The sequence below is a fragment of the Mycetohabitans rhizoxinica HKI 454 genome (assembly GCF_000198775.1).
Classification (GTDB): domain Bacteria; phylum Pseudomonadota; class Gammaproteobacteria; order Burkholderiales; family Burkholderiaceae; genus Mycetohabitans; species Mycetohabitans rhizoxinica.
The window spans coordinates 2,627,579-2,651,433 of the sequence record NC_014722.1 but is presented as its reverse complement, the minus strand read 5'-3'; the positions used below and the strand labels follow the sequence as shown (position 1 = coordinate 2,651,433).

Genomic DNA, 23,855 nt, shown 5'->3' with positions numbered 1-23,855 from the left:
GTAGCGCCGCAGCGCAAACCCATGCCCATGCGTCTTTCATGCCAGCACCTCCGCGATGATGAAGCGGACTTTATCGCCTGGCAGCAGTGCCGTGCTCGGGGTCCTGGCTGGATCGAATAGCACCATGTCCGAGCGCCCAATCAATTGCCAGCCGCCCGGCGACGTGGCCGGGTAGATGCCGGTCTGCTCGCCGCCAATGCCCACTGATCCGGCCGGCACCGCGAATCGCGGCTCGTGCCGCCGCGGCGTGGCCAGGCTTGCGTCGAGTCCACCCATGTAGGCGAACCCGGGCTGAAAACCGAGAAAAAACACAACGTATTCACCGGCGGCGTGCCGCTCGACCACTTCGCGGGGCGAGTAGCCGGTGTGCCGCGCCACGCTTTCCAGGTCCGGTCCGGCCTCGCCGCCGTAGCGCACCGGGATCTCGACGACGCGGCATGCTGTCTCCTCGGCCGGGGCCCGCGCCCAAGCGCCGCGCAGCTGTATCGCCAACCCGTCTGGATCGGCATGTATCGGGTCAAACACCAGGGTGACGTTGTTCATGCCAGGCACCACATCCAGCACATGCGGCCAGTCGCGTGCCATCCGGGCCACATGCCACACGCGTTTCTGGTACGCGAGCGTGGCTGGCGGCGGCAGTTCGCACACGAGTGCCTGATCGCCCAGCGGAAAAATTCTTGGTGCAGTCATCATTGATTCGCCTCCATAGCCATGCATTCTGGTGAAGGGAACGCGGATCCGCGCGTGCCTCAGGCATACTTTTATATCGTATTGTCAATAAAATATAGAGAATTTATCAATAAGTGTTTTCACGAGACATCGCTGAGCGCTTGTCCGCCGTTATACTGAAGGCCCTGCAACGAACTACGGTCATCTGGCATGATCCGCACGCCAACGAAGATTGTCTCGTCAGAACACCTCATGTCTGAAACCAGTGCAGAGCTGTCTGAGTTCGAGTATGGATTAATCTTGGCGGGCCACGCGTTTGATCGTTGGATGGTGCGCTGCATGTCCGCGGCGGGCGCCAAGGACATGACGGCAATCGAGGTGTCGTTGCTGCATCATGTGACACATCGCGAGCGCAAGAAGAAACTGGCGGATATCTGCTTCGTGCTGAACATCGAGGATACGCACGTGGCGACGTACGCGCTGAAAAAGCTGGTCGCGCGGGGTTACGTGGCCAGCGAGAAATCCGGCAAGGAGGTGTTTTTTTCGGCGACCGAGGCCGGCCGCAAGCTTTGTCTGAAGTATCGCGAGGTGCGCGAGGGTTGCTTGATGGCGACGCTGGCCGAGGCCGGCTTGGACAACGGGCAGATCGGCGACGCCGCGCAGTTGCTGCGCACCGCGTCAGGCCTCTACGACACAGCCGCGCGCGCTGCGACGTCGCTCTGAGCGCGCCGGGCGGCGATCAATAGCAGGTCGCGTCTGTGACGACGATGTCCAGCGGCAAGTCGTGCGCTTCGTGCGGCAGCGAGTCCGCCCGCGAGCATTCATATGCAACCCCCACCGTAACCGGCGAGCCCGCGTGTGCTGGCCAGGCGGCCAGCGTCCGGTCGAAATAGCCGCCGCCGTAGCCGAGCCGGTACCGTGATGCGTCGAAGCCGACACATGGCGCGAGCAGCAAGTCTGGCACGATGCTGTCTTCGTGCGCCGGCACGGCAATCCGATAACGCCCTTCCTTCATCGGCGAGCCGGGTGTCCACGTGTGGTAGGCCATCGGCGCGTGCGGCGCGACGATAACCGGTAATGCCGCGCGCCGCGCGGCGTCGCCGCTCAGCCAGTGCGCGACCACGCGTCGCGCGTCGAACTCTGCGGCAACCGGCCAGAATAGGCCCACGCAACGCGGCGAATACTGCCGCAACACATCAGCCAGGCGCGCCGCCAATTTGACATCGGCCTGCGTGCGCTGCGGCGTGTCGGCGAAGCGCTCACGTTCGGCTAGCAGCCTGGCGCGCAATGCCGTCTTCAGCGACGATCGCGTTGCGTTTTCTGCACTCGGCAGCCCCGGCTCGCGTGCTATGCTTTTGACCACTGGCGGAGTCCTTGTTTGAACGTGAAAAAGAAGATACCCGTGCGTGTTCACCGAGTATATCGCGCGGTCGCAGGCGCGTTGACAGCGGCGCTTTTTGTCGTGTGCGGCAGCGCTGGTGCGGTACGGCCGCTGCCCGGCGCCGTGCTGTCCGATCCGGACCAGATATTCGTGCAGCTTCGTGAGGCGGCACGCAGGAACGACGCGGCCGGCGCCGCGCGGCTGGCGGCATTGATTCCCGATTATCCCGTTGCGTCATATCTGGCGTACTTCCAGATCAAGCCCACGCTGTTCGATGACCAGGGCCACGCGCGTGTCGATGCGAATGACGCACCGGTGCTCGATTTCCTGTCACGCTACGAGGGTCAGGCGATTGCGGACCGGATGCGCAACGATTACCTTACAGTGCTCGGCGCGCGCCATGATTGGCGCAATTTCGATGCGCAATATGCGCGGTTCGTGCTCGGTGACGATACGCAGGTCAAATGCTACGCGCTCGCCTCCAAGGCGGCGCGGCGCCAGGATGTCGCCGACGCGGCGCGTGCGCTGCTCGTTGAGCCCAAATGGTATGGCGATGGCTGCATCGACCTGATCACCGATTTGGCGCAGCGCGGCCAGTTCAGCGCCGATGACGTATGGGCGCAGATCCGGCTGGCGCTCGAGCAAGGCTACTCGAGCCTGGCGTCCAAGCTTGTCGACGCGCTCGGCAGCGACCGGCCCGATTCGGTACTGTACGAGCAGGCGACGTCCTCTGCGCCGCTGTATTTGGCGCGCGGGATTGCGCCGAATACACCGGCACACCAATTGGCGTTGGTCGCGATCACGGCGATGGCGCGCAATGACCCAGCGCTGGCCGCGACGACCTTCGCGTCGGTCAGCGAAGCGCTCACGCCCCAGGAGCGTGCGCTTGGCTGGGGAACGATCGCATACCAGGGCGCCATCAAGCGGCTGCCGGCGGCCGCGCACTGGTACCGCCTGACGACCGGCGCGCTATTAAGCCCGCCGTCTTACGAATGGCGGGTGCGCAGTGCCTTGATGGTCGGCGACTGGGCCATGGTGCGCTGGAGCATTGAGCAGATGCCGCCGACGTTGCGCGCGCAGCCCGCGTGGGTCTACTGGCATGCCCGTGCGCTGGCGCAAGCCGGCGACAAGGAGGCTGCAGCGCAGGAATACGAATCGATCGCATCGCAGTTCCACTTCTACAGCCAATTGGCCGCGGAGGAACTCGGCCGCAAGACGACGGTTCCACCGCGCACCGAGGTCACCGATGCGCAAGTAGATGAGATGAGCAAGGTGCCCGGCTTCGCGCTTGCGCAGCGCTTTTACGCGCTGAACCTGCGTCTGGAAGGCAATCGCGAATGGAATTGGCCGCTGCGGCCGATGAGCGATCGGCAATTGCTCGCCGCCGCCGAGTATGCGCGTCGCATCCAACTGTACGACCGCGCGGTGAACATCGCGGAGCGCACGCAATTGCAGCACGACTTCACGCTGCGCTACTTGTCGCCGTTCCGCCAGACGGTCGAGCGCGATGCGCAGCAGAATGGGCTGGACATCGAATGGGCATATGGGTTGATGCGACAGGAGTCGCGCTTCATCATCAACGCACGCTCTGGCGTCGGCGCGAGCGGCTTGATGCAGCTGATGCCGGCTACCGCGCAGATGGTCGCCAAAAAAATCGGCCTGGGCAGGCTGTCGCGTGCGCAGATGAACGACATCAACACGAACATCCTGCTCGGCACGAACTATCTGTCGATGATCTACAATCAGTTCGACGGCTCGGCCGTGCTCGCGACGGCTGGCTACAACGCCGGCCCCGGCCGGCCGCGCCAGTGGCAAAAGAGTTTTAACCGGCCAGTGGAAGGCGCGATCTTTGCGGAAACTATCCCGTTTTCAGAGACGCGGGATTATGTGAAGAACGTGCTGTCGAACACGACCTACTATGGCGCGCTGTTCGAGGGCCAGCCGCAGTCGCTGAAGGCGCGCCTGGGTGTGATCCTGCCCGCGCCGTGACGAATTATGGTGCGCGAGCGCGGGCATTGCGCGTCGTGCTCACTTCGGGAGGCGAATCATGCGACACATGAGCGTTGTAGTGCTTGGCGCGTCCGGGTTCATCGGCCGCTATATCGTGAACGCGCTGGTTCATGCGGGCAAGCGGGTCATCGTCGCGACGCGCCGGCGTCAACATGCCGCGCATCTGACACGGCTGCCGGTTGACGTGACAACCTGGATACGATGAGTATCGATAGCGTCGCGCATGCGGGCATTGCGCCGGAACTGGGCATACCCGAGCCTGCAAGCGTGCAGAGCGTGGCGCTGCTGTATCTGGCCGGTGCGACGCGCGAGGCGCGCTACAGCATGAAGCGCATGACCGGGAAAAGGTGAACGGCTGATGAATGTATACGCAGTGGGTGGTGCCATCCGCGACGAGTTGCTGGGCAAGCCGGTGCAGGATCGTGACTACGTGGTGGTGGGGGCGACGCCCGAGCAGATGATGGCGCAGGGCTTTCGCCCCGTCGGCAAAGACTTTCCGGTATTCCTGCACCCGCGCACGCAGGAGGAATATGCGTTGGCGCGCACGGAGCGCAAGACGGCAGCCGGCTATCACGGTTTCCAGTTTTTCTATGCGCCGGACGTGACGCTGGAGCAGGACCTGGCCCGGCGCGATCTGACCATTAATGCGATGGCACGGGCGGTGTTGCCCGATGGCACGCTGCACGGGCCCGTGATCGATCCGTTCAACGGCCAGGCGGATCTCCAGGCACGTGTGTTTCGCCATGTCAGTGACGCGTTCGCCGAGGACCCGGTGCGCATTCTGCGCGTGGCGCGCTTTGCCGCGCGCTTCACCGATTTCACCGTTGCGCCGCAGACGCTGGCGTTGATGCGGCAGATGGTCGAAGCGGGTGAAGTCGATGCGCTGGTGCCCGAGCGTGTATGGCAGGAACTCGCGCGCGGCTTGATGGAACCCGAGCCGTCGCGGATGTTCGAGGTGCTGCGCCAATGCGGCGCGTTGGAGCGCGTGCTGCCCGAAGTGGCGAGGCTATTCGGCGTGCCACAGCGTGCCGACTATCATCCGGAGGTCGATACTGGCGTGCATGTGATGATGGTGATCGACTACGCGGCGGCGCGGCACTATGCGCTGCCGGTACGCTTTGCCGCGCTCACGCACGATCTGGGCAAGGCCGACACGCCACCCCATGTGCTGCCGCGCCACATTGGACATGAGGCGCGTAGTGTTGAGCACATCCTTGCGCTGTGCGAACGTCTCAGGGTTCCCAACGATTGTCGCGACTTGGCGGTGTTGGTGGCGCGCGAACACGGCAACGTCCATCGCGTGATGGAGATGGGGGCGGCTGCGCTGGTACGCATGCTCGAGCGCAGCGACGCACTACGTAAGCCTGCTCGGTTTGCGCAGGCGCTACAGGCCTGCGAGGCGGACTTGCGCGGGCGCCTGAATTTTGCGTCCCATCCTTATCCGCAGGCCGAACGACTGCGCGTCGCGCTGATGGCCGCTCGCGGCGTCGACGCCGGCGCCATCGCGCAACGCATGGTCGGCGAGCCGGCCCGCATCAAGGAGGCCGTGCATGCGGCGCGCGTGCAGGCCGTCGAGTGCGCGATACGTGAGAGCGCACGGTAGCGTGCGTGCCTACCACCCCATCCTATGGCCCGGTCGGCTACAGGTGTTCGGCCAGGAAAGTCAGTGTGCGCCCATGAGCCAACGCGGCTGCGCGTTGCTGGTAAGTCGCGCGATGTGGGCAGTTGAAGCCGTGGTGTGCGCCCGAGTACAGATGGAACTGGGCATTGTCCCGGCCCGTGAAGCGCTCCTTGACTTGGCCCACCGCGGATAGCGGGATATTCGTGTCCTGCTCGGCATAGTGAAACAGTATCGGCATATGCACCTGTGCCGCACGGTCCAACTGGTTTTGGATGCCGCCGCCATAATAGGCGACCGCGGCGTCTACCGAGCCGTGCGCGGCCATGTTGTAGGCGAGCAGCCCGCCGAAGCAGTAGCCGATCGCGGCGATCTTGCCATCTTGTTCTGGTAGCGCATGCAGCGCTTGCGCGGTCGCTGCAAGATCCTTCAGCGTCTTGCCGAAGTCGACCTGCTGCATCAGCGCGATGCCCCGGCTGCGGTCCGTGTCTTCGTACCCGAGTTCGACTCGCGGCTCGCTGCGCCAGAAAATGTCTGGCGCCAATACCACGTAGCCGTCCGCCGCATACTGGTCGGCCACTTCGCGGATGTGCTGATTGACGCCGAAGATCTCCTGGATCAGTACGATCCCGGGACCCTTGCCAGTATGCGGGAGCGCGAGATACGCCTGGAACGTTCCGTCGTCGGTGGCAATGTCATGCCATGTCGAATGCGTAGTCACATTGATCTCCAAGTCGCTAAAAAGAACCGAATGGAAAGGGTTGATCAGTGTGCCACCATTTCATTTTTTGCGCGCGCATCGCCGGTGCGTCGCGTTGCGGCTGTGCCTGGAATTGAATACGCGATCGGCGGCGAGGTATGCACAAATGACTGGTTGACGTGTTGTAAAAATAACGGATTTTCCCGTGACGTGTATTTGTTGATATTCAGCAATAGTCTGCCGTTAGTGGGGCTTTCACGATCTCAACGTATTCCCCTAAATTAATTGGATAGCCTACACTGGTGCGCAGTGGGTGACGTTGCTTGTTCAGAACGCGTGTTGTTCAGGCTTGTCAAGTGCATGACGATGCATCAGGCGCGGCTGCTCGCGTCAGTGTTTCGACATCTGACCTGGCGCGGGGCAGGCGCGCCGACATTCTGGGACCGAAACGGGAGATTGACATGACCATCACGCTTCACAAGTTGCTGCCGGTTAGGGCTGCGGCCATGCTGTGCGCCGCCTTTGCCACCAGTGCGTCGGCGGATACGATCGTCAAGATCGGTCACGTCGCGCCGTTGACCGGTGGTATCGCTCACCTAGGCAAGGACAACGAAAACGGTGCCCGGCTGGCTGTCGAGGAAATCAACGTCAAGGGGCTCATCATTCATGGCCAGAAGGTCAAGCTCGAGTTAGATGCACAGGATGATGCAGCCGACCCTCGCACCGCCACGCAGGTCGCGCAAAAGCTGGTCGACGACAAGGTCGTGGGCGTGGTTGGTCACCTCAACTCGGGTACGTCGATCCCGGCCTCTAAGATCTACCGCGATGCGGGCATCGTGCAGATTTCCCCGGCGGCGACCCATCCCGCGTACACCCAACAGGGTTTCAAGACGACGTATCGTGTGGTGGCGACCGATGCGCAGCAAGGCCCGGCGTTGGCCAATTACGCGGCCAAGAACCTAAAGATCAAGTCCGTGGCGATCGTCGATGACTCGACGGCGTACGGGCAGGGCTTGGCCAACGCATTCGAGAAGGCAGCCAAGTCGCTCGGCCTGAAGGTGATGTCGCATGAGGCGACCAATGACAAGGCCGTGGACTTCCGCGCGATCCTGACCAAGATCAAAGGCGAGAACCCGGATGCGATCATGTACGGCGGCATGGACGCCACCGGTGGTCCGTTCGCCAAGCAGGCCAAGCAACTCGGCTTGCGCGCCAAGATTCTCGCGGGCGACGGCGTGTGTACCGACAAGCTGCCGGACCTGGCGGGCGACGCCACCGGCAACGTTGTGTGCTCGGAAGCAGGCATGGCGCTCGAGCGGATGGACGGTGGTAAGGCGTTCCAGGCCAAGTATGAAAAGCGCTTTGGCCAGTCGATTCAGCTCTATGCGCCGTTCACCTACGATGCGGTGTATATCATTGCCGACGCGATGAAGCGCGCCAACTCGATCGATCCGGCGAAGATTTTGGCCGCGATGCCGAATACCGATTACAAGGGCGTGATCGGCGAGACCACGTTCGATGCGAAGGGCGACCTCAAACACGGCGTGATCTCGCTGTATCACTACAAAGCCGGCAAGAAGTCGGTGCTGGATGTGGTGAAGATGTAACCTGGCCGATGGGTTGCCGAGCATCGGACGCTGGGCAATGAGGTTTATTTAATTTTTAACGCGAATCAGAGCGCGTCGGAAATTCCAAGCGATAGGGGTAGGACCGGCTCACAGTCCGACGCGTTTTAGGATCCGCGGCCCGACGACGGCGACCAGCGCTGCGCACAGCGCGACAACCGATAGTCCAATCGGTAGCGTCGTGGCTTGGGCCACGCCACCGATCAGCACAGGGCCAACCAGCAGCCCCACATAGGCCGTTCCCGCAACGCGCGCCAAGCCCTGCGCGGCGCGCACGCCTTTGACGTTGGCCGCCGCGGCAAACAGTACCGGCATCATGTTCGCCATTCCGAGTCCCATCAACGTGAAGCCGGTCAGCACGATATAGGGGAAAGGCAGCAGCAACGCGATCACTATGCCGGCACAGGCGAGCAATGCGCTCATGCCGACGAGTTGGGGTGCGCCGAGACGGGCGCGAACCCAGTCGCCCGCGAATCGTGCGATGGCCATGCCGGCTGAAAACGACGCGTACGCAATACCTGCAAAAGCGGGGCTGGTCAGCACGATGTCGTGCATATAAACACTCGTCCAGTCGTACATGGCACCCTCGGCGATCAGCGCGATCAGCGCGACACTGCCGAGCAGCACCAAATCGCGCGAGCCGCTGCGTGGCTTGCCCGGCTGCGGCGGATGCCGTTTCTCGGCGACATGCGGCAACGCGAGGCCGCGCGTCGCGAGTAGGACTGCGGTGGCTATCAATGACACCACAGCCATGTGCAGCTCAGGGGCGATACCTAGGCCAAGCAACGCCGCACCGGCAGCAGCCCCGCCCATGCCGCCGACGCTCCACATGCCGTGCAACGACGACATGATCGGCTTGGCGGCGGCGTTTTCGATCGCGCTGGCTTCGGCATTCATCGCGACATCGACGGTGGCCATCGTGACCCCGAACAGCGCGAGCATGGCCAGCAGTGCAATATAGGAAGGCATGGTGAGCACGAGCGACGCACTGATCCCCATCGCGGGGCCGGCAATCAGATACGCGCGGCGCGTACCTACCTTGGCAAGCCATGACCCGACGCGCAGCATCGCCGCAATCGAACCGCCGGCCACTGCAAATAGCGCAACAGACAATTGTGCGGCGTCTAGTGCAAATTTGTCGCGTACCGTCGGTATGTTCACGCCCCACGACGCGTACAGCATGCCGCTCACGAAGAAGACCGCCATCGTCGCGATGCGCGCGCGCCATAGCGCCGAGCGCGGCAGTCGCCGCGCGGTGAAGGAGGAGGGTGACGTGGCGGCCGAGTCAGGCATATTCGAAGAGTATTGATTGGGCACAAATAAACCCCGTGGCGAGCCCGCCAAATGGAGCTGCGCCAAGCTGAAGTGAACGGGGCCGCGTCCAACATGCGGCAAGATTACTTATTTTAGCGAACGCTTGATACCCGCGTCGCCAGTGAGCCGTTAAGATCATTGCGTGCTGTGCTGTGCTGTGCTGTGCTGTGCTGTGCTGTGCTGTGCTGTGCTGTGCTGTGCTGTGCTGTGCTGTGTCGTGTCGTGTCGTGTCGTGTCCCATGTCGTGCAGCACAATGCCGGGGCCGCGGCACAGTAGAACGCCCGTCACAGGTAACCGCGCGGGAAAAGAATAGGACCCGTCGCCCGTGAGCGACGGCAGTGTGACTAATCGAGGTGATTCTTGAACATCCCTGTAACCGCTCCGATTCAGCTGCTGCACGCCCAATCGGTGGGAATGTTGGCGACGCATGCCCGCCAACCAGCAGGTTTTCCCTTTCCGACGGTCTTGCCCTACGCGCCGGATGCACACCATTGTCCGGTTGTCCTAGTCAGTCGTCTGGCCGAGCATACGCGCAATCTTGTCGCGGATTCGCGCGCGGGTTTTCTCGTCTACGATCCCGCGCTCGACGTGTCGAATACCGAACGGGTTACGATAGTCGGACGGTTTGAGCCGACCGATGAGGCAGGGGGGACGCTAGCGCGTCGGTATTTGCGCTATCACCCGGAGGCTGAGCGATATCTAGCGCTGGGCGACTTTGTGTTTTACCTGCTCAGGCCGCAGCGCATCCGCTACATCGGCGGATTTGGCGCAATGGGATGGCTGGACGCCGCGCAATGGGATGGCTTTCCTGCGCTTGCGGAGCACGAAGAGCAGGCGTTGATTGACGCGTTGACGCCGGGCGACGCGGCGGCACGCGGTTTCCGCCTGCTTGGAGTCGATCGCTTCGGCGCGGATTGGGTGCAGCACGGCCGCCGCGCACGCGTGGCGCTGAACGAGCCGCAAAACGATCTGGAGACGTTGCACGCGGCGCTCGCCGCCGAGTTGCGTCGTCTCGGCTGACTTCCCGGACGGTGGCGCGTTCGCTACGAGAAATGATTCGCAACACGAACGCATGCGTATTCTTCTGCTGAATGGGTTAAATTCCAGCGTATTAATTAATCTGACCGTTCGTCGACAGTTAGAATAGTGCCTCGCTTCCCAGTAGTCGGGAAAAACTGGACTAATCAATACGCAAGGGCTCGCGCCTTAGCGGTTTGTCGAATAAAATTGAACTTGGGCGCTGAATCTGTATATCAGCTATTTGTCCCAGTCGCATTTTGTGTTAAATTCACCTAGTACTATCCGAGGTGATCTCTATTGGAGCGACTTAACGGGCGTAGAACCGAGTCGTGTCTACTATCCAAGGACCCCTATGTCATCGTACAAAGAGCTTCTTGCACAGCGTGAAAAGCTGGAAAAGCAAATCGAAGAGGCAAAGGCCAAAGAGTTTGCTGAAGTTGTTAACGACATCAAACAAAAGATGGCCGATTATGGTATTACTCTGGCTGATCTCGGTTTTGGCCGGGGCAAGCTGGCGAAGGCGGGACGGCCTCGTGCAGGTGTCGCGCCGAAATATCGCGATCCTGCCAGTGGCAGCACGTGGTCGGGTCGTGGCAAACCGCCGAAGTGGATTGCTGGAAAGAATCGGGATCAGTATTTGATTCAGCAATAAGTCAGGAAGTCCCACAAGCGGTTGTAGCGGGGCATGCCGAACCACGGATTGCCCAAAAAGAGAAGGCCGTGTGCCCGACAGGGGCCACTGGCCTTTTTTTATTGCTGCACTCCAAACCAAGCCGGGTGCAAACCATACTGGCCCCAAATCATGCGGGGCCGCAAACTATACTGGGCTTCAAACTATGCCGGACCTAACACCATGCCGGCTGTGTACCCTAATGGTTACTGCGGATTGCACGCGATAACTCTGTAGCGTGCTGCAAACGTGGAATGAGAATGCGTCACATCATCGTAAGGCGATGATTTTATTGTGAAAAAAACCGTAAAAGCGGCGCAAGCTGGGTTGGGCTGATAAAATAGCCATCCAGTCGATGGTCTTCATTGCCCTTATCTGTTTTTCATGACCGCCCTGTTGCCCGAGCGCCAAGTCGTCGCGCAGAAATCCACAGTTGTGAGCGTCGTACTCAATACGGTACTGATGGTGACGCAGATCGTGGTCGGCGTGCTGGCCCATTCGCAAGCGTTGATTGCCGATGGGGTGCATTCGCTGGCCGACCTCGTGTCCGACTTCGTCGTGCTGATTGCCAATCGGCACAGCGGGGCCCACCCGGACGCCGATCACAACTACGGTCATAGCCGCTACGAAACCGTTGCTTCGCTTTTTTTGGGCAGCCTGCTGATCGTCGTGGGCGTCGGCATGATGTGGCGCGGCGCGCAGCGCATCACCGATCTCGATGGAATCCCGCCCGTGCATGTGTCTGCGCTCGTCGTCGCCGTGGCGGTGTTGTTTTCCAAGGAATTACTGTTCCGCTACATGTTGCGCGAGGCGCAGCGGGTGCGTTCGGCGATGCTGGTGGCCAATGCATGGCATGCCCGATCCGATGCCGCGTCCTCGCTCGTGGTTGCGGTCGGTATCGTCGGCAGTCTGGCGGGCTGGCGGTGGCTGGACCCGATCGCGGTCGCCGTCGTCGGCTTCATGATTGTCCGGATGGGCTGGATTTTTGGCTGGGATGCGCTCCAGGACTTATCGGACCGGGCTTTGGACGAGCAGACGACACGTCGGATCCGCGAAATGCTGCTATCGACGCCTGGCGTACAAGGGGTGCATGAACTGAGAACGCGCAAGATGGGTGATGCGGCATTAGTCGATGCCCATATTCTCGTGGAACCTCGAATCACCGTTTCTGAGGGGCACTATATCGCGGAGACAGCCCGTCTGCGTGTACTGAAGGAGCCGCACGTGCTTGATGCGTTGATCCACGTCGATCCGGAGAACGACGACGAGCGCACCGTGTGGGAAGCGTTGCCGCCGCGCGATCGGCTGCGCAAGAATCTGGAGCATGAACTCTCCCCTCGCGGCGTGCAGATCGTGTCGTTCGACATCCATTATCTGCGGCACGGCGTCGAACTCGACTTGCTGCTCGCACCGGGCAGCGGCGCGCAAGCCGGCGGCGATCGTGACTTAACTCAGGCGCTCGATCTCGATGCCGTCGCCCGGCGTCTTGGTGTGTGCCAAATCCGGCTGCGGCAGATGGTCGGTTCGGCAGCGGTGCATGCGACGGTCTGACGCGCACTATGCAGCGTACACCGTCACTACGCAGCGCACACTGTATCAAAGCGGCAATTGCGTGTCGAACTTGATTTCCCGCAGTACGACGCTGGTGTGGACTTGCGCGACGGCTGGAATCGTCAAAATGCGCTCGTGCAAGAACGCATCGTAAGCTTTGATATCGGCTGCAACGATTTTTAAGATGTAATCGGCCTCGCCCGTGGTGCTATAGCATTCGGTGATTTCCGGGCAGGTCGCGATTTCCCGCTCGAATTGCTCCACGCCGCCCTCAGTATGGCGCGTCAAATGGATATGGGCGAGCGCGCACACATGTAATCCAAGCTTTTCCCGGTCGAGCAACGCAGTGTAGCGCTGGATCACCCCCGACTGCTCCATTTCCTTGATCCTTCGCCAGCACGGCGTACTGGATAAACCGACTTGATCGGAAATCTCTTGTACCGAGCGGCGCGCATCGAGCTGCAGCAGGCGCAATATCTTTTGAGAAAACGCATCGAGTGCCAAGAGTGCCTCCCTTTAGCGCGTTTCTATTCCTTGGATGGTAGATAAATCGCGAATAAAACGCAATTCGTATCGGTTATGATGAGTGACTTGGTCTCTGTCCGGCAGGCTTGCGCGGTACTTTCACTCATAACGTTCATATCCGCTGCGTCGGCGCGCGGGCTGGCGTTTTTGCGATTGGCAATTGTGCGAGCCGGGCTGCTCCATTAGACTGCGCGCGCCTTCAACCAAAAACTCTTTCATCATGCGCGTCGTGCTGGTGGCTAATACGCTGTGGTCCATTGTCATCTTTCGTCCAGGACTGCTGCGCACGCTGGTCAGAATGGGGGTTGATGTCGTCGTGATGGCGCCCGTTGACGATACGTTGCCGCGCGCACTCGAGTTAAACGTGCGGGTCATCCCGCTGGAGCTGTCTGCGAAAGGCACCAACCCGATGCGCGATCTCGCGTTGGTGCGCACGCTCGTGACGCGCTACCGTGCGCTGAAACCTGACCTGGTGTTCCACTACACCATCAAGCCGAACATCTATGGCTCGATCGCGGCCAAGTTGGCTGGTGTGCCGTGTATCGCTGTGACTACCGGACTGGGCTACGCGTTCGTCAATACCAATCTCGTCGCGCGCGTGGCCAAGGCACTGTACCGCTTCGCTTTTCGTTTCCCGCGCGAGGTGTGGTTCCTCAACGGCGACGACTGGCAGGACTTCGTCGCGCAGCGACTGGTTGATCCGGCCAAGACGCAGGTGTTGCCCGGCGAGGGCATCGACCTCGCCCATTTCGCGCCGCGTGCAGCGGGCGTGTCCGACGGCCACGTGCGCTTTCTGCTGATTGCCCGCATGCTGTGGGATAAGGGAGTTGGCGAATACGTTGAGGCCGCCCGCCTTGTCCGTGCGGTGTATCCGCAGGCGGTGTTCCAATTGCTCGGCGCGACCGACGTTGCCAATCCAAGTGCGATCAGTGCCGAGCAGATGCGCACGTGGGTCGCCGAAGGCGTGATCGAGTACCTCGGCACGACGCAAGACGTGCGCGATATCATCGCGCGCGCTGACTGCGTCGTGCTGCCGTCCTATCGCGAAGGCGTGCCTCGTACACTGCTGGAGGGCGCGGCGATGGCCAAGCCGCTAGTGGCGACGAGAGCGATCGGGTGCCGGGAAGTGGTGGTCGACGGCGAAAACGGACTGTTGTGCGCGCCCAAGGATGCCGCCGACCTGGCGCGCAAGCTCCAGCACATCATTGAAATGGGGCCCGACGCGCGCGCGACCATGGGCGCACGCGGGCGACGAATGGTCGAGCAGCGCTACGACGAACGGATCGTTATTGAGCGCTATCTAGCGGCGATGCGACGGGTTGGATTGAGGATCACCGACATGCCAGCAGCGTGACGGCTGGGCGGTTTAGTGACGCAACGGCCAACGGTTCAACGGCCGCCGCCCTGTTGTCCGGGTTCCGTTTCGGACTTCGCGGGGCCTGCTGTCGGGTCGAGAGGCGTCGTTTCTGCGGGTCCGTCGTTCGTTGCCCTCGCCAGCCATTGCACATGTGCCGCCTGGCGCACGCGCAACTCCGAAAGCATGTTGCAAAACAACGCTCCCTGTTCGATCGCATCGTCGAGCGCGACATGTGTGTGCGGATGGGCGTCGAACCAGTGCTTCGGTAGCTTCGGCTTGATCGTCTTCCGGTAAGGCAGCCCGGTCATCGCAAACGCTAGCGTCTTGATGTCCAGCGCCGACCAGGAGAACGGGCAGCGGCCAGCAAAGCGCATCATGTACCAGAACATAAACGTGAAGTCGAAGCCGGCCGGATAAGCCACGAAGACAGGTTTGCCGGGTAAAGCCTCAACCCAGTCGACATAGGCGGGCAGTGCTTCTTCGGGCGCGCGCGTATCCGTACGGCATGCTGCCCAAGCGTCGGGTTGCGTTTTCCACCACGCGTGCTGAACCGGATGCGGGGACGCGCCGGGCAGCGTGTCCAAGTTGGCGGAAAACGTTGCAATCAGCTGTTTGTCCCCGGTATAGGCCGCGGATGCGAAGCTCAGCATTGAATGCGGGCCGGGAATCGGGCCGTCCGCCTCGATATCGGTGCTAACGTAAATTTCGTCCATTGAATGTTGGGTCAACTGGCAGTAACGTGGTCCGCTACGTATGGATTTGTGCGCCGCTCTTCGCCGAAGGTCGACATCGGACCGTGTCCGGGGACGAAGCGTACGTCGTCACCGAGCGGCCACAGCTTCTTACGGATCGACGAGATGAGGTCCGCATGATTGCCGCGCGGGAAATCCGTCCGTCCGATCGAACCCGCGAATAGTACGTCGCCGACTAGCGCAAGTCGATGTTCGCGGCTGAAAAAAACCACGTGTCCCGGCGTGTGTCCTGGGCAGTGAAGGACCTCCAGTATCTCATTGCCAAACCGAACGGTATCGCCATCGTGTAGCCAGCGGTCCGGCTCAAATGCTTGCGCTGCCGGCAGGCCGAAACGCGTGCTCTGCTGCGGCAGCAATGCCAGCCAGAATTGCTCGTCCGGATGCGGTCCCTCGATCGGCACGCCGTAGTGGTTGGCCAATGCACGGGCACCTGCGCAGTGGTCGACGTGTCCGTGCGTCAACAACACCTTTTCCACGCTCGCGCCGCGCTTTTGTACCTGCGCTTGGATCAACTCCAGATCTCCTCCCGGATCGACAATGGCGGCGCGTTGGGTCTGCTCGCACACGAGCAGCGAGCAGTTCTGCATGAAGGCAGTGACGGGAATCAGCTTGACTTGCATTGGATTTGAAAGCGCCCTGAGCGGCTGGCTGAGTGAAGGCAACATTGTAGTCGCCATGTCCCGATACGCGCATCCGTGCGTTTACATGATCGCAGCGGCGTATTGCGTAAAAATGACGATCTGCACCATCGGATATAATGGCCGGCATGCACCTTAATCGTGCAATCAAGTCGGACGCCCCCGCACCGCACGGCGGAGTAGAAAGGGGCGCCGTCATAACGCCGCGTACGAAACGCGGCGGCATCTAGCATCGTAAGTCGATGCGACACGTTCCATCCGGTTGGGCGCGGGGCGCCTGTTTCCCGGCGTAGCCCGGCACCGGTACGGAGCCTTCACCGCTGATCGGCATGACGCTTATTTAGCAAGCGCCATGTCAATCGTTGTAGCCGTCGTCAGCGGTGATTCGGGTCTGGATGACGCCCCTTACAGAGGCGGCCAGACGTGCCTTAAACCTGGCGGACCACGGCGCTTGCCGTTTCGCGATCGTCGCCCACCGTGCGCAGCTTGTCTGCGCGGTGCCGTGGCGCATCCGTTCGTTCGCTCAGAGCCGTGGCCCTTGGTGGCGGCTCATGATAGTGAAGACGCACCTATGAAAGCTCGATGGCCTCGACGTTATGGGACCGTTTGTGCCCTCCTTCTGCTGGCCGGTTGCGCGACGGATGGCGGTCGCAAAGAGCCAACGACGATGAGCCCGACGATGGCACGCGCGGGGGCAAGCGGTACGACGATCGTCCAGTCGGTGTCGAGCCGTGCAAAGTCAGTCCTGGATGCACTTGCGCGCGGGAAGCCGGGCGATGCGTCGGCCAACGCGGCCACACGTAATGTCTCGTTGCTTGCCGATGCCGATGCCGATGCCGAGCCGCTGGTCGCGGATGCGCCTGACGTGTCGGGCTTCAAGCAGGAGGGACGCGCATCTTGGTATGGCCCTCGTTTCCATGGCCGTCATACCGCGAACGGCGAGCGTTTTGACAAGAATGCGTTGACCGCTGCGCATCGGCGCTTGCCGCTGTCGTCATTCGTGCGCGTGACCAACGTCGCGAACAAGCGATCGGTGGTGGTGCGGATTAACGATCGTGGGCCGTATCACAGCGGACGGATCATTGACCTGTCGCAGGCGGCGGCGAGTGCGCTTGGGCTGCAGCATTCCGGGACCGCAAGAGTCCGGCTGCAAGGCTTGTCGCGCGACGAGGCTCGCGTAGCGATGGCCGAGCAACTCGCGTCGGCCAGATGAGCGAAACTGCGAGTTTGGGCAAGTATGCTCTGTCCCGGGCCGCGGTTTAACCGCGGCTTTTTTATCTTCCCAATCCGTCCTTTTTCAATTCCAGCGCACGTGCATAGAGCACGCCACGTGATGCGCCCGTTAGCGCGACTGCCAGTTTGACCGCGGTGCTGACCGGCACTTCGTCCAGCAATGTCGTCAGTATTGCGTCGTGCTGGTGCGCGTCACTTTGCGTGGGTGCGCCAGCACCTTCGACCACAAGGACGAACTCGCCACGCAGCCGGTTCGGATCCGCGGCAAGCCATGCTGGCCCTTCGGCCAGCCTGCACTGATGCAGGCTCTCGTGTAGCTTGGTGATTTCTCGCGCGATCAACATTCGACGCGATGGGCCAAGCGTTTCGGCCAACGCGCGTACGGTCTCGAGCGCGCGGTGCGGCGCCTCATAGAAAACAAGCGCTTCTTCACGCGACGCCAGTGCCTGGAGCCGGGTGGCCCGTTGCTTCGGCTTGGTCGGCAAGAAGCCGGCGAAGGTAAACGTGCTCGCCCAATCGCCGGTCACACTCAGCGCAGCGGTCACCGCGCTGGCGCCCGGTATCGGCACCACGTCCAATCCTGCGTCGCGTACTGCGTCGACCAGCCGTGCGCCCGGATCCGAGATGCCAGGCGTGCCTGCGTCCGACACGTATGCAATACGCTCGCCCGCGCGCAGGAAATCAACGACGCGCTGTGCGGCTTCGCGTTCGTTGTGTTCGTGAACCGCCAGCAAGGGGCGCGTAATTTGGTAACGCGCGAGCAGTTGTGCCGTGTTGCGCGTGTCTTCCGCCGCAATGCGGTCCACCAGCGCAAGCACATGCAACGCGCGGAGCGTGATGTCGGCGATATTGCCAATCGGCGTCGCCATCACATAAAGCGCTGGTGCCGGATAGTGTTGGTACTCGGCAAGCACGAGGGGATCGATCAAGGAATACCTCAGGAGAAGCGATGAGCAACGAAGCGCCCGCCATTGTGCCACGACGTGGCATAGCGACTGGTACCGCCCGGCCGGTGACACAACCGGCGCAACCGAAGCGGACCGGGGGACCGCTGGACAACTTTTCGCGCCGGCCGGTGTCGAAGCGGATCGGCCGTGTTTTCGAGTCGCATGCGCTGCGCCATTTGAGCCGCCACGGGTTGGCGCTGGTAGCGCGCAACGTACGTTATCGGCGCGGAGAGATTGACCTTGTTATGCGGACCACCGATGGGATGATCGTATTTGTCGAGGTCCGTGCTCGCAATCGCTCCGATTATGGTGGAGCACTCGCCAGTGTCGATGTGCGCAAGCAATACCGCCTGATGGCCGCCGCCCGGGCTTTCCTGGCTACGCGCCTGGTAGGTGGGCGCCTGCGGGCGGTGCCGCCTTGCCGGTTTGACATCGTCGCGTTCGAGGGTGGCCAACTGACGTGGGTTGTCGATGCCTTCAGCGAAGATCCGCGACTGCGGTAAACTCGCGGGCGAGAAACGAGCGTGAGCAATTGATGTCGATCGAGAGAATTCAGCGGCAGTTCCGCGAGAGCGCGGAGTTGCAATTGACTGCATTGGACGCGCTGGGAGTGCCGATTGCCGCGGCGATCGATGCCATGTTCGCGACACTGGCGAACGGCGGCAAAATCCTGGCGTGCGGGGATGGCGCGTGCATGTTGGACGCGCAGCGTTTCGCAGCAGCGCTCGTCGCTCGTTTCGAGCGCGATCGTCCGGGGCTGCCGGCGCTTGCCCTGGCCAATGATGATTTGATGAGAGTGTGCGGCGGCACGCAGGCGTATGACGAGGTTTTCGCACGTCAGGTGCGGTCGCTAGGGCACGGCGACGACATACTGCTGGCGATCGCCGGGCACGATGATGTACCGGCGTTGGTTGCAGCCGTCGATGCTGCGCATGAGCGGGAGATGATCGTCGTCGCGTTGACCGGGGCCGGCGGCGGGCCGCTGTCCCAAGCGCTGCTCGATACCGACATCCATATTTGCGTGCCCGCGCAGCGTCAAGTGCGGGTTCATGAGTTGCAGCTGCTGACGATCCACTGCTTGTGCGATGGGATCGATGCAATGTTGCTCGGGGAAGAAGACTGACTAAATCAGGGAGAGTTTGTCGATGACTGCCACTCGCGTCCGTAAAACGCTTATGCATGCCGTGCTGGCCGTGGGCCTTGCGTCATCGCTCCAGGGCTGCGGCTTACTGTTGCTGGGCGGCGCGGCCGGCGGCACGCTGATAGCCGTTGACCGGCGCACGCTTGGGGCCCAGACGGAGGACCGGGAGATCCAAATCAAGGCATTGAAACGGATCGGCGATGCATTGCCGGACACCGCCCACGTCAACCTAACGGTCTATAACCGTCGCGTGCTATTGACCGGTGAAGTGCCGGATGAGGTCGCGAAGCAAAAGGCCGAGTCGATCGTGCGTGACATCATCAACGTGAGCAGTATTGCCAATGAGTTGGCAGTGCAGCCCGCAAGCTCGTTTTCTTCGCGCACCAGCGATACGTATATCAGTAGCAAGGTGCAAGCCGCATTGGTCGGCAGCAAGGAGATTTCGTCGAACTATTACAAATGGACCACGGAGCGCGGCATTGTTTACTTGATGGGCCTGGTGACGGTTGACGAAGGCAATCGAGGGGCGGACGTCGTCAGTCGCGTGACTGGCGTGAAGCAGGTCGTCAAGCTGTTTCAGTACGTGAAGCCCGAGGATGTGAAGTCACTGGTGGCGGCGCCGGCATCCGACGCCAGCGCGGCGTCCGCGCCTGCGGCGGAGCAGCCGACGGGGGCAACGGTGGGCGAAGTGCCGCCGGCAGGGGTAACTGAGCAACCGCTTGATCAACAGCCGCCCGCACCCGTGTCCAACTCGGCGATCAAGCCGGGTAACCCGAAGGCACCAAATTGATGAGCCGAATGGACAAGCAGGGGCTGCCAGATGCGTTGGCACGGGGCTGGGTTGCAGGGTGGATTCAGGTTGCTCGAGGGGGGCTGTTGCGTTGGGGTACAGCCGTTGTGCTGGCGGGGACGGCCACCGGCGTGCAGGCGTATGATGCCGAGCGCGCGCAGACCCTGGCGAAGCAGAATGCGTGCTTTGGTTGCCATGCCATCGAGCGCAAACTCGTCGGGCCCAGCTTTGCTCAGATTGCTCAACGGTATAAGGCAGATGCGACGGCGCCCGCGCGGCTGGTTAAGAAGGTCGTGCAGGGTGGAGCAGGGGTATGGGGACCGATTCCGATGCCGTCGCAACCTCGGTTGAGTGAGGCTGAGGCGAAGGTGTTGGTGGATTGGGTGCTGGCGGGGGCGCCGCGGAAGTAGGGGGTAAGCGTCTTGCTTTCGGGGCCCGCATTTCTGCTATACTTATCGCTTCACGTGGGGCGGTAGCTCAGCTGGGAGAGCGTCGCGTTCGCAATGCGAAGGTCGGGAGTTCGATCCTCCTCCGCTCCACCAACAGAATCAAGGGCTTAGCCGATGGCTAGGCCCTTTTTCTTTGGTAGATTCTGGTTGCGCCAATTTTGTGCCACTTAGGTTGTCAAAGCCTGGGTGCAGCACTTGAGGCGCAGTGAACAGCATCTATCATCCGTCGAGGTGATCTTCAATGGCAGGTCCGCGTTCGACGTAAAGGCTACCCAGTACAGATCAAGACATTCAACACGCGAGCGGAAGCGTGGGCTCGACAACTTCGTTGTGGGATATCCAGCGCACGTTCGGGGCGTCAGCTTTCTTCAATCCTTGTTTGGCTTGTTCACGAAACCATTCGTCATGGTTGCCCGGCGCTTTACTCGTACCATGATTTCCATCAAGTCGGCTCCTCTTCACACGCTAGCTTTTAAGTCGGCAAGCGTTACCATAAGCATCATCGGATCAAGCTGCGATCCTTCGAAACCGATCCGCTCATAAAAGGCCCGAGTTTCGTCAGAGAGTGCATGCACCAACATGCCCCGAATACCGATCGTGTCGGCCGCCTGGATCACGCGCAGGCAAGCATCCTTGACCAAAGCGCGCCCGAGCCCTCTACCATGCCACGACTGGTCTACGGCCAACCGCCCCAGAACCACAACCGGTATCGGATCTGGCATATTGCGTCGAAAGCGGCCAGGGGCCGCATCTACCGTGACGGCGCTCGATGCCAACGCGTAGTACGCCCGCACCCGACGCTCGGCACAAGCGACGAAGGTGCGCGAAGCACCCGTGGTCTGATTTTTCAGCGCACGACGCTTTAGCCACTGGTCCAGACTTTCGACGCCCGACGTGAATGCATCCAGCTCATGATGGGATGCAAGCGGTTCGGGGGCTTCAATCGTCATGCCTTGTCCCACGGCGCTGGCGCCTGTAGCGTTTTGCGCAGAGCCTCGTTGGGTTGCGGCGGCAGATCCAAACGCACTACAAAGGCCGCGTAAGCCTTCGGTGAAGCCGTGATGATGGCTTGGTCAAGCAAGGCCTCTTCCGCTGCCGTTCGAGCAGCCTCGAGCACGAAATCCGTTCGATTCTTCCCGCGGACCTTTGCGGCGCGGTCGATCAGATTCCGCTCTTCAGGCTTGATCCGGATATTGAGCGTGTCGCGCTTCGTGGGTTGTGCGTTTGCGGCGGTCATGACGAGACTCCTGCGACGATGCAACCCATTCTAGCACAGTCGCAATGACATTGTCATTACACTGCGTGCGCTAGGTATCGCGTCGAGCGACTCGCATGATCGTCTGCTTTAGTTCGGCCAAGACGGCTGCATATTCGCTGCATATTCCTTTGTCAGCACACCTCCCCCTTGATCGAATAAGTACTTTGCGAGCCGCCGAGTCGCGGCGTAGCTTATTTATATGGCGTGAGAGTCGATTAGGCTGCGTGTGTGTCGTCCCATGCCGCAAACTCGCAGATATTCAGGGATCGTTGTAGCGGTATTCTGTGCTCGCTCTCGTAGCGCGTCGGATTCGTCGGAAGCCGCACGCACCATGATCACCTTCGTTTTCTTCCGTCCTCTTATCCCGCTTCTTGTACTCATCCCAACCCTCTTCACAAGGAGATAGTTGGAAAAGCGGAATGTGGGCAAGCGCTTTTTATTTGGTTTCCCTTATGAAATTGCTTCAGGCAAGACTCGGCGAATTTACCGGGCTGAGGTCGAGCTTGTGTGCCGCCTTTTGCAGTGTATGGCAATGGGCAGAGAAGTACGAGCCGGAATTGCGCGTTGCGCGAAAACTAGAGGGTTCAGCCTGACGTGCGAAACAATAGGACTGGACACGACGGCTATAAAGAAATACTTCGGGATAACGCCGCGGCAGCGCAGGTAGTCTGCCCATCACCGCTCAGGCAGATATCGTAGTCAATTATCGGAGCAGCCGCGTGGGTACGAGGCGGCTACGCAGGGCGACAGGGCGCGCCCTCTGGCCGCCCTGCACCCACCTCTCAGTGATGTGCGCGTGCGGCGCGCGTGTGAGCAGCCTTTTTGGCGGCGGCGGAGCGGCCAGCCGCGCCCTTCGTCTTGGCTGCACGCTTGGCCGCAGCGGAGCGGCTGGCGGCCGGCCGTTTCGCCGCGGCAGACTCGGCTTGCTTTGACATCGACTTGCGTGCGGCGCCGTCCGAGCGCTCGCGTCGCAATACGGAGGTCGTTGTGCGCGAGCGCTTGGCCTGGGTCTCCTTGCTCGCGGAACCCTTCGTTTTATGCTGGCCCGCCTCGCTGTCCTTGGCCGCTTTTTTGCGGGTTGCCTCGCTGGTGGCGCCCTTCTTAGGCGGCTTCAAGTCGATGCCGGCCCGCCGCGCTTTTGACAGCCCGATTGCCACGGCTTGTTTGGCCGAGCGCACGCCATGCTTGCCGGCTCGAACATGTTCGACCTCTTCCTTGACGAATTCGCCGGCTTGCGTGCTTGCCGATTTCCCCGCGCGCTTGTCGGCCTGCGCTCGGGCCATAGTCTTTCTCTCTGGCATGACAACCCTCCTTGAAAGAAACGCTGTATGCCAAGCGGTCGCAATGTCCGTGCCAGCACCTGACCCGCCGCTCGCGTGCGGGGCTGCCTTCAAGTTGGAGGCGGGAACGTGGCGTCGTTCACCCTCAGTTCATCGCTATCAGCCTATCGCTAACTGCGGCGCCACAGTCCGGCAGTGCAGCAGCGCTGTGCCTCGCTATGGCGGCTGCATGCCATCATGCCGCACGGCACGATGCTCACGCCGTGCCGTGCGGCGGCCCGACAACACAAAGGCTGGGCGCGTCGATTGCTAAACGCAGTAGACCTTTCCACAGGAGCGAACATGACTACTACTGCGACACACCCAAAATCCACGCGGTCCTCGACGATGCCACCTCATGGCGTCGACACGGCGCATGCAGCCGAACAGGACGCAATTGCGCTGCTGGAGGCGGACCATCGCGCAGTTCAGCGGCTATTCGATACGTTCAAAAAAACGCCCGATGACGACCTTGACGCCAAGGCAACGCTGGTCACGCGCGCATGCGACGAGTTGGCCATGCATACGATCATTGAGGAAGAGATCCTGTATCCGGCCGCGCAGCGTGCGCTGTCAGGTCAGCCGCAAAAGGAAGTGGACGAGGCCTATGTCGAGCATTTTCTTGTCAAGACGTTGATGGAGAAACTCCGGGCCTCTCGGGCAGGCGCCGATGGTTTTGATGCGGCTTTCAACGTATTGGCGGAAAACGTTCAGCATCATGTCAGCGAGGAAGAATCGGTGCTATTCCCTGCGCTGCGCAAGGCGGGCGTTGACCTGGATGAACTCGGCGCTCGTATCGCGCAGCGCAAGGCGCAGTTGCAGGCAAAAGTGTCAAAGGATGTCGGCGACCGCACTTAATGCGCGCACGATTCGTGGTGCGCTGTGTC

At 61.3% G+C, this 23,855-nt stretch carries 28 protein-coding genes and 1 tRNA gene; 17 read left to right on the top strand and 12 right to left on the bottom strand.

What is annotated here, in order from left to right; translation table 11 throughout:
* Positions 1-36 precede the first annotated feature (36 nt).
* Complete coding sequence (gene pxpB, locus RBRH_RS11755; protein ID WP_041754572.1) at positions 37-690, bottom strand: 5-oxoprolinase subunit PxpB; 654 nt, start codon at positions 688-690, stop codon at positions 37-39.
* Positions 691-879: 189 nt separating this feature from the next.
* Between pxpB and RBRH_RS11750 the strand changes: the two genes are divergently transcribed.
* On the top strand, positions 880-1,392 hold the full coding sequence (locus RBRH_RS11750) for a winged helix DNA-binding protein (protein WP_013436526.1): 513 nt from the start codon (positions 880-882) through the stop codon (positions 1,390-1,392).
* A 16-nt stretch (positions 1,393-1,408) separates the two neighbouring features.
* On the opposite strand, the gene RBRH_RS11745 is transcribed toward RBRH_RS11750, so the two are convergent.
* Complete coding sequence (locus RBRH_RS11745; RefSeq protein ID WP_041753910.1) at positions 1,409-2,032, bottom strand: 5-formyltetrahydrofolate cyclo-ligase; 624 nt, start codon at positions 2,030-2,032, stop codon at positions 1,409-1,411.
* 33 nt (positions 2,033-2,065) lie between these two features.
* On the opposite strand from RBRH_RS11745, the gene RBRH_RS11740 reads away from it, so the two are divergent.
* The 4 genes from RBRH_RS11740 to RBRH_RS11735 are packed head-to-tail and all read left to right on the top strand — an operon-like array spanning position 2,066 to position 5,663.
* Positions 2,066-4,039 carry a lytic transglycosylase domain-containing protein gene (locus RBRH_RS11740; protein WP_049786496.1) on the top strand — a complete coding sequence of 658 codons (1,974 nt, stop codon included), beginning with the start codon at positions 2,066-2,068 and terminating at the stop codon, positions 4,037-4,039.
* A gap of 58 nt (positions 4,040-4,097) precedes the next feature.
* A complete protein-coding gene (locus RBRH_RS19125) occupies positions 4,098-4,265 on the top strand; it encodes an NAD-dependent epimerase/dehydratase family protein (RefSeq protein ID WP_157864444.1) in 168 nt (55 codons plus the stop codon).
* A complete protein-coding gene (locus tag RBRH_RS19120) occupies positions 4,262-4,411 on the top strand; it encodes a hypothetical protein (RefSeq protein ID WP_013436522.1) in 150 nt (49 codons plus the stop codon). The genes RBRH_RS19125 and RBRH_RS19120 overlap by 4 nt, the downstream gene beginning before the upstream one ends.
* A gap of 7 nt (positions 4,412-4,418) precedes the next feature.
* A complete protein-coding gene (locus RBRH_RS11735; RefSeq protein WP_013436521.1) occupies positions 4,419-5,663 on the top strand; it encodes a multifunctional CCA addition/repair protein in 1,245 nt (414 codons plus the stop codon).
* A 37-nt stretch (positions 5,664-5,700) separates the two neighbouring features.
* On the opposite strand, the gene RBRH_RS11730 is transcribed toward RBRH_RS11735, so the two are convergent.
* On the bottom strand, positions 5,701-6,399 hold the full coding sequence (locus RBRH_RS11730; RefSeq protein ID WP_041754570.1) for a dienelactone hydrolase family protein: 699 nt from the start codon (positions 6,397-6,399) through the stop codon (positions 5,701-5,703).
* A 440-nt stretch (positions 6,400-6,839) separates the two neighbouring features.
* Here RBRH_RS11730 and RBRH_RS11725 point away from each other — a divergent pair, with 440 nt between their 5' ends.
* On the top strand, positions 6,840-7,985 hold the full coding sequence (locus tag RBRH_RS11725) for a branched-chain amino acid ABC transporter substrate-binding protein (RefSeq protein ID WP_041753909.1): 1,146 nt from the start codon (positions 6,840-6,842) through the stop codon (positions 7,983-7,985).
* 108 nt (positions 7,986-8,093) lie between these two features.
* Here the strand turns inward: RBRH_RS11725 and RBRH_RS11720 are convergent, their stop codons facing one another.
* Positions 8,094-9,296, bottom strand: coding sequence for an MFS transporter (locus RBRH_RS11720; protein WP_041753908.1), 1,203 nt, complete (start codon positions 9,294-9,296; stop codon positions 8,094-8,096).
* A gap of 382 nt (positions 9,297-9,678) precedes the next feature.
* Between RBRH_RS11720 and RBRH_RS11715 the strand changes: the two genes are divergently transcribed.
* The 3 genes from RBRH_RS11715 to RBRH_RS11705 all read left to right on the top strand — a co-directional run bounded on the left by RBRH_RS11715 (position 9,679) and on the right by RBRH_RS11705 (position 12,559).
* A complete protein-coding gene (locus tag RBRH_RS11715; RefSeq protein WP_013436516.1) occupies positions 9,679-10,338 on the top strand; it encodes a HugZ family pyridoxamine 5'-phosphate oxidase in 660 nt (219 codons plus the stop codon).
* A gap of 352 nt (positions 10,339-10,690) precedes the next feature.
* Entirely contained in the window at positions 10,691-10,990 is a 300-nt protein-coding gene (locus tag RBRH_RS11710; RefSeq protein ID WP_041753907.1) for an H-NS histone family protein, read from the top strand.
* 402 nt (positions 10,991-11,392) lie between these two features.
* On the top strand, positions 11,393-12,559 hold the full coding sequence (locus RBRH_RS11705; RefSeq protein ID WP_013436513.1) for a cation diffusion facilitator family transporter: 1,167 nt from the start codon (positions 11,393-11,395) through the stop codon (positions 12,557-12,559).
* 45 nt (positions 12,560-12,604) lie between these two features.
* Here RBRH_RS11705 and RBRH_RS11700 read toward each other — a convergent pair whose 3' ends face one another.
* On the bottom strand, positions 12,605-13,063 hold the full coding sequence (locus tag RBRH_RS11700; protein WP_013436512.1) for an Lrp/AsnC family transcriptional regulator: 459 nt from the start codon (positions 13,061-13,063) through the stop codon (positions 12,605-12,607).
* Positions 13,064-13,304: 241 nt separating this feature from the next.
* Between RBRH_RS11700 and RBRH_RS11695 the strand changes: the two genes are divergently transcribed.
* Complete coding sequence (locus tag RBRH_RS11695) at positions 13,305-14,438, top strand: glycosyltransferase family 4 protein (protein ID WP_013436510.1); 1,134 nt, start codon at positions 13,305-13,307, stop codon at positions 14,436-14,438.
* A gap of 35 nt (positions 14,439-14,473) precedes the next feature.
* Here RBRH_RS11695 and RBRH_RS11690 read toward each other — a convergent pair whose 3' ends face one another.
* Positions 14,474-15,154, bottom strand: a complete 681-nt coding sequence (locus tag RBRH_RS11690; protein ID WP_157864443.1) for a 3'-5' exonuclease family protein — start codon at positions 15,152-15,154, stop codon at positions 14,474-14,476.
* Positions 15,155-15,165: 11 nt separating this feature from the next.
* Positions 15,166-15,813: an MBL fold metallo-hydrolase gene (locus RBRH_RS11685; protein WP_041753906.1), complete on the bottom strand. Its 648-nt coding sequence runs from the start codon at positions 15,811-15,813 to the stop codon at positions 15,166-15,168.
* A gap of 685 nt (positions 15,814-16,498) precedes the next feature.
* On the opposite strand from RBRH_RS11685, the gene RBRH_RS11675 reads away from it, so the two are divergent.
* The gene (locus RBRH_RS11675; protein WP_415878031.1) at positions 16,499-17,044 is read left to right on the top strand and encodes a septal ring lytic transglycosylase RlpA family protein; all 546 of its coding nucleotides are present in this window, start codon (positions 16,499-16,501) and stop codon (positions 17,042-17,044) included.
* Between the two features lie 61 nt (positions 17,045-17,105).
* On the opposite strand, the gene rsmI is transcribed toward RBRH_RS11675, so the two are convergent.
* A complete protein-coding gene (rsmI, locus tag RBRH_RS11670) occupies positions 17,106-17,990 on the bottom strand; it encodes a 16S rRNA (cytidine(1402)-2'-O)-methyltransferase (protein WP_041754569.1) in 885 nt (294 codons plus the stop codon).
* Positions 17,991-18,013: 23 nt separating this feature from the next.
* Between rsmI and RBRH_RS11665 the strand changes: the two genes are divergently transcribed.
* The 5 genes from RBRH_RS11665 to RBRH_RS11645 all read left to right on the top strand — a co-directional run bounded on the left by RBRH_RS11665 (position 18,014) and on the right by RBRH_RS11645 (position 20,484).
* On the top strand, positions 18,014-18,514 hold the full coding sequence (locus RBRH_RS11665) for a YraN family protein (RefSeq protein WP_013436505.1): 501 nt from the start codon (positions 18,014-18,016) through the stop codon (positions 18,512-18,514).
* Between the two features lie 32 nt (positions 18,515-18,546).
* Positions 18,547-19,134 carry an SIS domain-containing protein gene (locus RBRH_RS11660; protein ID WP_041753903.1) on the top strand — a complete coding sequence of 196 codons (588 nt, stop codon included), beginning with the start codon at positions 18,547-18,549 and terminating at the stop codon, positions 19,132-19,134.
* Positions 19,135-19,156: 22 nt separating this feature from the next.
* Complete coding sequence (locus RBRH_RS11655) at positions 19,157-19,942, top strand: BON domain-containing protein (protein WP_041753902.1); 786 nt, start codon at positions 19,157-19,159, stop codon at positions 19,940-19,942.
* Positions 19,939-20,352, top strand: coding sequence for a c-type cytochrome (locus RBRH_RS11650; protein ID WP_013436502.1), 414 nt, complete (start codon positions 19,939-19,941; stop codon positions 20,350-20,352). The genes RBRH_RS11655 and RBRH_RS11650 overlap by 4 nt, the downstream gene beginning before the upstream one ends.
* A 56-nt stretch (positions 20,353-20,408) precedes the next feature.
* Positions 20,409-20,484: transfer RNA gene (locus RBRH_RS11645), tRNA-Ala, on the top strand.
* Positions 20,485-20,849: 365 nt separating this feature from the next.
* Here the strand turns inward: RBRH_RS11645 and RBRH_RS11640 are convergent.
* The 4 genes from RBRH_RS11640 to RBRH_RS11630 all read right to left on the bottom strand — a co-directional run bounded on the left by RBRH_RS11640 (position 20,850) and on the right by RBRH_RS11630 (position 22,950).
* Entirely contained in the window at positions 20,850-21,341 is a 492-nt protein-coding gene (locus RBRH_RS11640; protein WP_041753901.1) for a GNAT family N-acetyltransferase, read from the bottom strand.
* Positions 21,338-21,628, bottom strand: a complete 291-nt coding sequence (locus RBRH_RS11635) for a type II toxin-antitoxin system TacA family antitoxin (RefSeq protein ID WP_041753900.1) — start codon at positions 21,626-21,628, stop codon at positions 21,338-21,340. Before RBRH_RS11635 ends, RBRH_RS11640 begins: the two co-directional genes overlap by 4 nt.
* A 216-nt stretch (positions 21,629-21,844) precedes the next feature.
* Entirely contained in the window at positions 21,845-22,030 is a 186-nt protein-coding gene (locus tag RBRH_RS21390) for a plasmid mobilization protein (RefSeq protein ID WP_415878030.1), read from the bottom strand.
* Between the two features lie 401 nt (positions 22,031-22,431).
* A complete protein-coding gene (locus RBRH_RS11630; protein WP_041753899.1) occupies positions 22,432-22,950 on the bottom strand; it encodes a DUF6496 domain-containing protein in 519 nt (172 codons plus the stop codon).
* Positions 22,951-23,316: 366 nt separating this feature from the next.
* Between RBRH_RS11630 and RBRH_RS11625 the strand changes: the two genes are divergently transcribed.
* Complete coding sequence (locus RBRH_RS11625; RefSeq protein ID WP_041753898.1) at positions 23,317-23,826, top strand: hemerythrin domain-containing protein; 510 nt, start codon at positions 23,317-23,319, stop codon at positions 23,824-23,826.
* The last annotated feature ends 29 nt before the right edge of the window (positions 23,827-23,855 follow it).